General features: G+C 72.8%; 9 protein-coding genes and 1 riboswitch. Of the genes, 2 read left to right on the top strand and 7 right to left on the bottom strand.

The features are described from left to right. The 4 genes from ACSNN9_RS25725 to ACSNN9_RS25710 form a co-directional block, all read right to left on the bottom strand. On the bottom strand, positions 1-705 hold a 705-nt coding region (locus ACSNN9_RS25725), incomplete at its 3' end, for an ABC transporter ATP-binding protein (protein WP_436675780.1). A gap of 152 nt (positions 706-857) precedes the next feature. After that, entirely contained in the window at positions 858-1,982 is a 1,125-nt protein-coding gene (locus ACSNN9_RS25720; protein WP_436675779.1) for a FecCD family ABC transporter permease, read from the bottom strand. Positions 1,983-1,995: 13 nt separating this feature from the next. After that, the gene (locus ACSNN9_RS25715) at positions 1,996-2,934 is read right to left on the bottom strand and encodes an ABC transporter substrate-binding protein (RefSeq protein WP_436675778.1); all 939 of its coding nucleotides are present in this window, start codon (positions 2,932-2,934) and stop codon (positions 1,996-1,998) included. A gap of 110 nt (positions 2,935-3,044) precedes the next feature. Beyond that, positions 3,045-3,126, bottom strand: a riboswitch (cobalamin riboswitch). A gap of 165 nt (positions 3,127-3,291) precedes the next feature. After that, entirely contained in the window at positions 3,292-5,175 is a 1,884-nt protein-coding gene (locus ACSNN9_RS25710) for a M14 family zinc carboxypeptidase (RefSeq protein ID WP_436675777.1), read from the bottom strand. 212 nt (positions 5,176-5,387) lie between these two features. Here ACSNN9_RS25710 and ACSNN9_RS25705 point away from each other — a divergent pair, with 212 nt between their 5' ends. Continuing rightward, the gene (locus tag ACSNN9_RS25705) at positions 5,388-6,743 is read left to right on the top strand and encodes a C39 family peptidase (protein WP_436675776.1); all 1,356 of its coding nucleotides are present in this window, start codon (positions 5,388-5,390) and stop codon (positions 6,741-6,743) included. Positions 6,744-6,868: 125 nt separating this feature from the next. On the opposite strand, the gene ACSNN9_RS25700 is transcribed toward ACSNN9_RS25705, so the two are convergent. From ACSNN9_RS25700 to mqnE, 3 genes are read right to left on the bottom strand one after another with little or no spacing between them, the layout of a single operon-like run. Continuing rightward, positions 6,869-7,144: a DUF4229 domain-containing protein gene (locus tag ACSNN9_RS25700; RefSeq protein ID WP_436675775.1), complete on the bottom strand. Its 276-nt coding sequence runs from the start codon at positions 7,142-7,144 to the stop codon at positions 6,869-6,871. A gap of 44 nt (positions 7,145-7,188) precedes the next feature. Then, positions 7,189-7,584, bottom strand: coding sequence for a hypothetical protein (locus tag ACSNN9_RS25695; RefSeq protein WP_436675774.1), 396 nt, complete (start codon positions 7,582-7,584; stop codon positions 7,189-7,191). 23 nt (positions 7,585-7,607) lie between these two features. Then, on the bottom strand, positions 7,608-8,777 hold the full coding sequence (gene mqnE / locus ACSNN9_RS25690) for an aminofutalosine synthase MqnE (protein WP_121397115.1): 1,170 nt from the start codon (positions 8,775-8,777) through the stop codon (positions 7,608-7,610). A 240-nt stretch (positions 8,778-9,017) separates the two neighbouring features. Here mqnE and ACSNN9_RS25685 point away from each other — a divergent pair, with 240 nt between their 5' ends. Then, positions 9,018-10,577 carry an NlpC/P60 family protein gene (locus tag ACSNN9_RS25685; protein ID WP_436675773.1) on the top strand — a complete coding sequence of 520 codons (1,560 nt, stop codon included), beginning with the start codon at positions 9,018-9,020 and terminating at the stop codon, positions 10,575-10,577. Positions 10,578-10,859 lie beyond the last annotated feature (282 nt).

Below are 10,859 nucleotides of genomic sequence, written 5' to 3'. Positions count from 1 at the left end.
GGGGCGGATGGGGACGACCAGGGGGCCGTGGTCGCCGGGGATGACGCGGACGGTGGCGCGGTACCAGGTGGCGAGGAGCTGCTCGGTGAGCACCTCGCGGGGGGTGCCGGCGGCCACCACCCGGCCGTCGGCCAGCAGCACCATGCGGTCGGCGTACTCGCCGGCGATGGAGAGGTCGTGCATGGTGGCGAGCACGGTCAGGCCGCGCTCGCGGCGCAGCCGGTCGACCAGCTCCAGCACCTCCTGCTGGTGGCCGATGTCCAGGGCGCTGATCGGCTCGTCCAGCAGCAGCAGGGTCGCGCCCTGGGCCAGCGCGCGGGCCAGGAAGACGCGCTGCCGCTCGCCGCCGGACAGGGTGGCCAGCTCCCGGTCGTGGAACCCGGTGAGGTCCAGCCCGTCGAGCACCTCGTGCGCGGCGGCCAGGTCGGCGGCGGACTCCCGGCCCAGTGGCGCGATGAAGGGGGTGCGGCCCAGCAGCACGTAGTCGAAGACCGACATGCCGGCCGGCACGACCGGGGACTGCGCCACCGTGGCGACCACCCGGGCGCGGTCGCGCCGACGCAGCGCCTCGCTCGGCGTACCGAAGAGGGAGACGGCGCCCGGCGCGGGCAGCAGGCCGCCGACGGCGCGCAGCAGGGTCGACTTCCCGGCGCCGTTCGGGCCGATCACGGTGACCCACTCGCCCGGGGCCACGGTCAGGTCCATGCCGGCCAGGATCGGGGTGCCGTCCAGGCGCACGTGCAGGTCGCGCACCTCGACGGCGGGCACGGTCGTCGGAGCGTCCTCGGCCGCCGCCTGCGCGGCCCGCGCGCGGCTCCCGCCCCCGGCCGGCTGCGCGGCCGGCACCCGTGCCGCGCTCACCCGAGCACCCGGCGGGAGGTACGCAGCACCAGGACGAAGAACGGGCCGCCGAGCAGCGCGGTGACCACGCCGATCGGGATCTCCGACGGGGCGGCGGCGGTGCGGGCCACCACGTCGGTCAGAGCCAGGAAGGCACCCCCGAAGAGGAGCGAGAGCGGCAGGATCACCCGGTAGCTCGACCCGGCGAGCAGCCGGACGGTGTGCGGCACGATGATCCCGACGAAGCCGATCAGGCCGGACGCGGAGACGGCGGCGGCGGTGCCGAGCGAGGCGGCGGCGATGAGCAGGTAGCGGGACCGCTGTGGGTGCAGCCCGAGGCTCGCGGCCTCGTCGTCGCCGACGGAGAGCACGTCGAGCTCCCGCCGGTGCAGCAGCACCACCAGGGCGGTGAGGAGGAAGTACGGGAGCACCAGCCGCACGTCGTGCCAGCCGGCGGTGGCGAGCCGCCCGAGCAGCCAGGAGTAGACCTGCTGGATGCTGTCGGAGTTGCGTTGCAGCAGGTAGGTCTGCCCGGCCGAGAGGAACGCGGAGACGGCCACCCCGGCGAGGATCAGCGTGGCGGTGGAGCGGCCGCGCCCGCCGGAGGCGCCCAGCAGGTAGGTCATCGCCACCGCGCCGAGCGCGCCGACGAACGCGGCCAGCGGGATGGTGAGCGGCAGCCCGGTCAGCGCCCCGCCCGCCCCGGCGCCGAGGGTGATCACCGCGGTGACCGCGAGCCCGGCCCCGGCCGCCACGCCGAGCAGGTACGGGTCGGCCAGCGGGTTGCGGAACACGCCCTGGTAGCAGCCGCCGGCCAGGGCCAGCAGCCCGCCGACCAGCAGCCCGAGCACCACCCGGGGCAGCCGCAGCTCGGTGACGATGGCGATCTCCCGCTCGGTCAGCCCGCTGTCGATGCGTACCCCGGGAATGAGGTTGAGCAGCTCGGCCGCGACGCTGCCCGGCGGCAGGCTGACCGGGCCGAGGGACACCCCGGCGACCAGCGCGACCAGCACCGCGGCGACCCCGGCGACGAGCCAGCGGGGCCGCAGCCCGGCGGGGGGGGGGGGGGGGGGGGGGGGCCGGGACGCGGTTGGCGTCCCGGCCGACCGGGCGGGCGGCGCCTTCGCGAGCGGCGGGCTCATGGACGGGTGCGGGTCACGCGGGGACCTTGGCGGTCGCGTCGACGATCACGCGGAGCAGCTCCACCACGCGGGGCCCCCAGCGGGAGGCGACGTCGTCGTCGAGGGCGACGATCTGGTTGTTCTTGACGGCGGTGACGCCGGCCCAGCCGCCGCGCGCCTTGACCGTCTCCGCGCTCTGCTTGCAGCACTTGGTGTCGGCGAGGAAGACGAAGTCCGGGTCGGCCTTGACGATGACCTCCTGGGAGAGCTGCGGGTAGCCGCCCTGCTTGCCGTCGGCGTCGGACGCGTCGGCGATGTTCTCCAGGCCCACCATCGTGTAGAGCGAGCCGATGAAGGTCTTGCTGGTGGCCGTGTAGAGCTCCGGGCCCAGCTCGTGGAAGTAGGTCAGCTTCTCGGAGCGCTTCGGCAGGTCGGCGACCAGCTTGGCGATGTCGTCCTTCATCCGCTTGGTCACGTCGGCGGCCTCGCCCGCGTGACCGGTGAGGGTGCCCAGGTCCGTGATCTGCCGGTAGGTGTCCTCCAGCGTCGTCGCCGCCGGGTTCAGCAGGACGGGGATCTTCAGCGCGGTGAGCTGCTCGACGATCTTGTTGGTGTCGTTGGCGAGCACCACCAGGTCGGGGCTCTTGCCGGCGATCGCCTCGGCGTTCGGCTGGAAGCCGGAGAGGTCGCTCTTCGGCACGTCGGCCGGGTAGTTCGAGTTGTCGTCGACGGCGGTCACCTGCTTGCCGGCGCCGATGGCGAAGAGCATCTCGGTGGCCGTCGGGGAGAGCGAGACGATCTTCTCGGGCCGCTTCTCCAGAGTCAGCGAGCCGACGGTGGCCGGGAAGGCGGCGCCGGCCGAGCTGGCGCCGGCGGCGGGGGTGTCGTCGGAGCTCTTCTCGGCGCACGCGCCGAGGGCGAGCGCGGCCACCGCGAGGGTCGCGGCGAAGAGCCGGGGGGTACGTCTGAGCACGGGTCCTCCTGTCGGTCGAGGAGCGTGGTGCTTCGCCGACAGGGAGCGGGGCGCCCGTCCGCGAGGCGCCCTTCCTCGAGAGCGCGTGTCGCGACCACGGACGCAGGCGACCTGGCTCGTTCCCCTCACGCTCCGGCGCGGCCGGGGTGGCGGGACATCACAGTTGCGGGACAGCGCCGGTGTCGCACCGGCTTCGCTGCGCGTGGTCGGTAGAACGGTAGCGCACGCCCCGGACGTGCCTCGTCGATCCAGGGCGCATCGGCGCTCGTTGATCGCCAACGGCAGCGATATGCCCTGGATCGACGTCTGCTGGCCGGTGGTGGGGCCCCGCCGGGGGCGGAGCGGGGCCCCACCGGGTCAGGAACTGGTGATGGTGACGTTGTCCACAGCCGCCTCGACCAGGCTCGCGCCCGAGGCGTCCGCCGCCTCGACGAGGATCCGCACCGACTGACCGGCGTACGGGGTGAGGTCGGCGTTGGACACCGCCCAGGCGCCGTTGCGGTTGGTGGCCGCCCCGGACTGGGTGAACAGGGCCGTGGTGCCGCCGTTGTGCACCACGCTCACCCGCAGGTAGTCGGCCGACGAGGCGTTCGAGCCGTGGGCCAGGTACCAGGCGAGGGAGAGGGTCAGCGTGCCGCTCGACGGCAGGGTCACCGCCGGCGACCGGGCGCTGGTCACGCCGCCGTCGAGGTCGTAGTCACCGGCCGCCGTGCCGGCCAGCCGGCCGGTGACGAGGTCGTTGGCGCCGGCGTACGGGGCGAGCTGCTTCGCCCCGCTGGAGGTGGTCGCCTGGGCGGCGCCCCGCTCCCACGCCCCGGCGGTCGCGGTGTCGGTGCCGCTCGGGTTGACGGTCCAGCCGGTGGCCGTCTCGAAGGTGTCCGACCAGACCGTGGTGCCGCCGCCACCGCCGCAGTACTGCGCCTGCTTGCCGATGGCCCGGTACGGGCAGTCGGCGTACTCGCTGAGCAGCAGGACCGCCTCCCGGTTCCGCGAGGTCTGGGCGGGGATCACCTCGTCGGGCGGGTAGAAGCCGCCGCCGGTCGCCGAGCCGGGGTACATCTCGAAGGTGTACGCCCAGATGCCGTGCTGGCCCCACATCCAGTCGATGCTGTCGCCGTCGGTGATGTAGAGGTCGCTGGACTGCTGCGGGGTGTAGCCGTTGGTGTTCGCCATCTGCTGGCCCAGCGTGGCGAAGGTGTTGTACTGGTCCGTCGTCATGCCCGGCGCGGTGTTGTTGTACGTGTAGCCGAACGGCCAGAGCACCAGCTCCGAGTACGTGTGGAAGTCGATGTTCGCCTTGATCTGCTGCGTGCCGCCGACGACCCGGCTGTTGACGAAGTTCCGCAGCGCCGCCGTCTCCGGCGCGGAGAACGCCGACGGGCCCCGGAAGGTGTCCGACGAGGTCGAGCCGGACGAGCCGCCGCAGCAGCCCCACTGGTAGGACCAGTTGCGGTTCAGGTCCGTGCCGACGTACGACGAGCCGCTGTTCGGCTGCCGGTTCTTGCGCCAGGAGCGGTAGGAGCCGGTGGCGATGTCGTACTCGCTGCCGTCCGGGTTGACCGTGGGCACGATCCAGATCTCCCGGGTGTTGACGATGTTGGTGACCCGGGAGTCCGTGCCGTAGCTGTCGGTGAAGAGGTTGAGCAGGTATATCGCCATCTCGACGGTCAGGTGCTCGCGGGCGTGCTGCTGCGAGTTGAACAGGATCTCCGGCTCGCTCTCGTCGGTCGCGACGTTGTCGGAGATCTTCACCGCCATCAGGTCCCGGCCCTCGTACGAGGAACCGATGCTGATCTTCCGGGCGATCCCGGGGTGGTCGGCGACCACCTTGTTCACCACGGCGGTCAGCTCGGCGTAGTCGTGGTAGTTGGAGTCCGCCGGCGGGAAGGCGGCCGTACCGACGTCCCCCTCGGCGTGGCTGTGCCCGTGGTCGTCGGTCGACGGGGCGGGGACCGCCTCCAGCCGGAAGCCGAGCCGGGTGATCGCCGCCGCCTCGGCCGGGGTGGCCGAGACGTTCAGCACGCCGTGCTCGACGAAGTCGATGGCGGCGCCGGTGCCGGCGACGGCGGTGCGGTCGTCGACCGTCCGCGGGCCGAGCACCCGGTAGGACGCCGCCGCGGAGTCGGCCCGGTCCGGGGCCGGCCGGGCGGTGGCCGGCGCGGCGGCGACCGTGAGCAGACCGAACCCGGCTGCTACGGCGACCGCCAGGCGACGGCGGAGGGTGGTGTTGCGGAAGGCCATGGACAACCTCCTCGGGGGGCGGGAGGAGATCCCGCTCGGTGGAGGACACTCCACCACCGCTCACATGGTCATATCAACATCCATCGCTGCCCAGTTTCATGTCATCCTGATCCTCACACCGGCAAGGATTTTCCAACTGTCGGCCTCTGGCGAAAGTTCCTTCCGAGCGGGACACTGACCTGCAACGATCCGTCCGTCCCTGCGGAGGACCCATGGCCAGACAACACCTGCGCACGGCCGCCCTCGCGGCCGCCACCGCGCTCACCCTTCTCGGCACCGCGGCACCCGCCGTCGCCGCGCCCGTCGCGGCACCGTCGACCACCCGCCCGGTGGTCCACGACGAACAGATCACCTTCCAGGACTGGTCCCGCTACCCCGAGTGGCGTCGCGGCACCCACGCCGGCACCCGGGCCGTCCCCGGCCTCCGGCCGGGCGTGACGCTGGCCCGACCCGTCGGCACCACCGACTACACCGACCCGCACACCGGCGTGACCAGGAGCTGGGAGTACGGGACCTGGACCTCCCCCGTCACCCAGATCGGGTTCGACGCCACCGAGCTGATCGCCTCGTGGAACGCGGACACCCCGGCCGGCACCTGGATCCAGGTGGAGATGCAGGGCACGTACAACACCGGCACCCAGACCAAGTGGTACGTGATGGGGCGGTGGGCCTCCGGCGACGCCGACATCAAGCGGACCAGCGTCAACCGGCAGGGCGACCCCTGGTCGACCATCTGGACCGACACGTTCAGCATCGACGACGCCTCCGTCGGCGTGCTGCTGCGGGCGTACCAGCTGCGGCTCACCCTCTACCGGGCCCCGGGCCAGCAGGCCGCGCCGGTCGTGCACACGGTGGGCGCGATGAGCTCCCACGTGCCGGACCGGTTCACCGTCGAGCCGAGCGCCGGCGGCATCGCCTGGGGCAAGGAACTCGCCGTGCCCCGCTACTCGCAGAACATCCACACCGGCCACTACCCCGAGTACGACGGCGGCGGCCAGGCCTGGTGCTCCCCCACCTCCACCACGATGGTGATCGAGTACTGGGGCCGTAAGGCGTCCGAGGAGGACACCTCCTGGGTCGACCCGACCTACCCGGACCCGACGGTCAACCACGCCGCCCGGATGGTCTACGACTACCAGTACGACGGCGCCGGCAACTGGCCCTTCAACACCGCGTACGCGGCCAGCTTCCCGGGCCTCGAGGCGCGGGTCACCCGGCTGCACTCGCTGGACGAGGTGGAGCGCTTCATCGCCGCCGGGATCCCGGTCGTGACCAGCCAGTCCTTCCTCGCCAGCGAGCTGGACGGGGCGGGCTACGGCACCTCGGGGCACCTGTTCGTGGTGGTCGGCTTCACCGCCGAGGGCGACGTGATCGTCAACGACCCGGCCTCGTCGAGCAACGAGGCGGTGCGCAACGTCTACAAGCGTGAGCAGTTCGAGCAGATCTGGCTGCGTACCAAGCGGACCAACGCCAGCGGCGGGGTGTCCGGCGGCTCCGGCGGCGTCGTCTACCTGATCAAGCCGACGTCGAAGCCGTGGCCGAAGGTCGCCGGCTCCACCAACTGGTGACCTGACACCGACCCGGTCGTCCGAGGGGTCCGCGTCGCCCGGCTCAGGCCGGCGACCGGACCCCTCGGTCGCTTCCGGGGGGAGCCGGGCGTCGCGGTCGCTCCGGTCGTCTCCGGCGGCCCGGCTCACCTCGGGGAGCCGGGCGCCTCCGGGTCCTGGTCCTCGCCGGCGAGGGCGGAGCGGAGGCGCTCCTTCTCGGCGCGACGGCGCTCGGCGGCGGCGGCCATCTCCTCGGCCATCTCGTCCCGCCAGCCCTTCAGCAGGAAGAACGACAGGGCGGCCGAGAAGGCCAGCGCCACCATCAGCTTGATGAAGATGTTCAGCTCGATCAGCCAGAGGGCCGCCAGCACGGCGACGAACAGCCCGATCCGGCCCAGCGTGTACTTGACCGCCGCGCTCACGTTCCGCACTCCGTTCTCCGCCGCCGGGCCTCCCGGCGGCAGGTTCAGCCCGTCCGGCGGGCCAGCCAGTGGACGCCGTGGAACCAGACCACCGCGTAACCGAGGGTGAAGGTCGCCGCCCCCAGCCCGCCGGAGAGCAGCGACGGGAGCCCGGCGGCGAGGCCGGCCACCACCAACCCGGCGACCACCCCCACCGCGGCGGCGCCGAACTCCCAGGCGCGGAAGTCGTCCCAGAAGAGCCAGGCCGGCAGGATGATCGCGAGCCAGCCGTTCGACCGGCCGAAGTCACCGCTGCCGATCAGCGCGAACGCCCAGTCGAACAGCACCACCGCCAGCACGCCGATGACCAGGCCGGCCAGGCTCACCCCGAGCAGGTCGCCCAGGGTGAGGATGCGCCCCTCGGCGTCGCGCCGGGGAAACCCGCTCCGCTGCTCGGTCATGGCCTACGAGGGTACGTGCCGGCTCAGGCCCAGACCTGCTGCGGCTCGGCGCGGCGCTCGGCCAGGGACGGCGGGGCGTCGTACTCGCGGACCACCTCGTAGCGGGTGTTCCGCTCGACGGGGCGGAAGCCGGCGTCCCAGATCAGGTGCAGCAGGTCGTCCCGGTGCATCGTGTTCGGGGTGCCGTACGAGTCGGCGTCGTGGGTGATCTTGTATTCGACGACCGAGCCGTCCAGGTCGTCGACGCCGAAGTTGAGCGAGAGCTGGGCGACCGACAACCCGTGCATGACCCAGAAGCACTTCACGTGCGGGACGTTGTCGAAGAGCAGCCGGGAGACCGCGAAGGTCTTCAGCGACTCGGCCGGCGAGGCCATCGTCGTCCGGGCCTGGATCCGGTTGCGGATCTTGCCGTCCGCCGAGTCGACGAAGTCGTGCTGGTAGCGCAGCGGGATGAAGACCGCGAAGCCGCCGGTCTCGTCCTGCAGCTCACGCAGCCGCAGCACGTGGTCGACCCGGTGCCGGGGCTCCTCGATGTGGCCGTAGAGCATGGTCGCCGGCGTCTTCATGCCCTTGCTGTGCGCCAGGGCGTGGATCCGCGACCAGTCCTCCCAGTGGCAGGCGTGGTCGACGATGTGCTGGCGGACCTCCCAGTCGAAGATCTCCGCGCCGCCGCCGGTCAGCGACTCCAGGCCGGCGTCCATCAGCTCGTCGAGGATCTCGTCGGCGCTCAGCCCGCTGATCTTCTCGAACCACTGCACCTCGGTGGCGGTGAAGCACTTGAGCTTGACGTTCGGCAGCGCCGCCTTCAGCTCGCGCAGCACCTTCGGGTAGTAGCGCCAGGGCAGGGTCGGGTGCAGGCCGTTGACGATGTGCAGCTCGGTGAGCTGCTCGTCCTCCATCTCCTTGGCCTTGCGGACCGCCTCGTCGATGCGCATCGTGTAGGCGTCCTTCTCACCCGGCTTGCGCTGGAACGAGCAGTACGCGCAGGAGGCGGAGCAGACGTTGGTCAGGTTGAGGTGCCGGTTGACGTTGAACATCACCCGGTCGCCGTTGAGCTCGGTGCGCCGGTGGTGCGCCAGCCGCCCCAGCCACGCGAGGTCGTCGCTGTCGTAGAGGGCGATCCCGTCCTCGCGGGTCAGCCGCTCGCCGGCGTACACCTTCGCTTCGAGCTCACGCTTGAGTCCGGCGTCCATCGAAAGCCACGTCCCTTCCACCTGCGGTAGGAATCGAGCGTACGTCGGCCCGCCGACGCCGCCGCAGCATGGTCGGCGCCCGTGCGCCCGCTCACCGAACTCTCAGGCTCCCGTTACCTGCCACGCATCGACATCGCTGCGTGGGTGCGGTAAGACAGGGTGGGACGTTCGCCACACGCTGGTAGCGTCCCCACGGCCGCGCCCACCCGGCGCGGCCACTCACGCCGGACGGGGAGCGGAATGGTCGACAGTGGGCGCGGGCGACGGCAGCGACGACGGAGCCCGGTGATCTCGCCGGTGCTACGTCCGGCGCTCTGGTCCGCCCTGCTCGGCGCCGTCGCCGCCACGGTCCTCGCGAACCCGGTCCACGCCGACCCGTCGCTGCCCACCAGCGTCCCTGACACCGGTTCCCGTCCGTCCTACTCCGGCCAGCTCCAGCTCCCCGGCGGTGCGCCGGTCCCCGGGCTGCCGGGCGCGGTTCCGGGGCTGCCGGGCGCGGTCCCCGGGCTGCCCGGCGCGGTCCCCGGCGTGCCGGCCGGCAACGTCGGCAACGGCCCGCTCGCCGCCCAGATCTACGCCGCCGAGGCCCAGGTCGGGCAGCTCCGTGACCAGTTGCTCCTGCTCCAGCAGAAGCGCACCGAGGCCGAGTCGCAGCGCGCCACCGCCGAGCGGGACCTCGCCCTCGCCCGGGACGCGGTGGCCCGCGCCCAGGAGGGCGCCGACGCCGCCGCCGCGGGCGCCTTCAAGGCCGCCGCCGCCCTCCCGCCCGGCGAGTTCGCCAACGACCTGCACGAGCTGAGCCGGCTCTCCCGGATCATCCGGGGCGAGAAGGCCGAGGGCGGCACCACCGCCGCCGAGGGCGAGGTGTCCCGGGCCCGCGTCGGCGAGCAGGCGGCCAGCCAGTCGATGGTCTCGGCCGAGTCCCGCCTCACGGGGGCCAAGGCGGACTACGCCGCCGGCGAGAAGGCCCTGCGCGATGCCGAGAAGAAGCTCGACAAGCTGCGGCGGGACAACGCCGCGCAGCTCATCGAGATCGAGCGCCAGCAGGAGGCCGCCGAGCAGCGCCTCGGCGCCGGCTACCTCGGCAACGAGACCGCCAACGGCCTGGCCGCCCACCCGACGGCCCTGAAGGCCCTGGCGTACGCCAAGGCACAGCTCGGCGACCCCTACCTGTGGGCCGCCGAGGGGCCGGACCGGTTCGACTGCTCGGGCCTCATCTACGCCGCCTACCGGTCGGCGGGCTACCACGGGCTGCCCCGGGTCTCTCGCGACCAGTACTACGCCACCCGGTCCCGGACCGTGTCCCGCACCGCGCTGCTCCCCGGTGACCTGCTCTTCTTCGCCTCCGGCACCAGCTGGACGACGATCCACCACATGGGCATGTACGTCGGCGGCGGCAAGATGATCCACGCGCCCACCACCGGCGACGTGGTCAAGATCTCCACCGTGCGCTGGTCGCGCCTCTACGCCGCCACCCGGGTCATCGGGGCGGTACCCGCGCCGGTCAGCACCCCCTCGCCGACGCCGACGCCGACCAAGCCGCCCGCGACGAAGCCGCCGACGACCAAGCCGCCGACCAGCCCGAAGCCGACCCCGAAGCCGACCTCGCCGTCGCCGAGCCCGTCGACGTCGCCGTCGACCTCGCCGTCGGCGACGCCCACCGGCTCCCCCACGGCCACGCCCAGCACCTCGCCGTCGCCGTCGCCGACGACCGGCAGTGTGGCGCCGACCACGGCGCAGAGCAGTTCCGAGCCGGCGGGCAGCACCTCGGCCACCGCCTCGGCGAGCACCGGCAGCTGACCACGGCCCTCGCCGGGCCCGCCGACCGGATCGGATCGACCGCCCCCGGAACGCGCTCCGGCTGTGCCGCCGGGCCGGAATGTGGCACGGTGACAGACAGGCACGCCCGGTCCGACGTCGCGGATCCGGGCGCGAGCGTGCGCGGAGGGCGAGCATGGCCGAGCAAGAGGTTCCGGCGGAGCCGGTCGACCACGGATCCACGCCCGACCGGAGCCGTGCCGAGGCACCGCGTCCCCTGACGTCCGGCGGCACCCCGTCGGCGACCACGCCCGGCGGCGCGGC

This window comes from Micromonospora sp. URMC 107, from assembly GCF_051386315.1.
GTDB lineage: Bacteria > Actinomycetota > Actinomycetes > Mycobacteriales > Micromonosporaceae > Micromonospora.
This window is presented reverse-complemented; position numbering and strand designations above follow the sequence as displayed.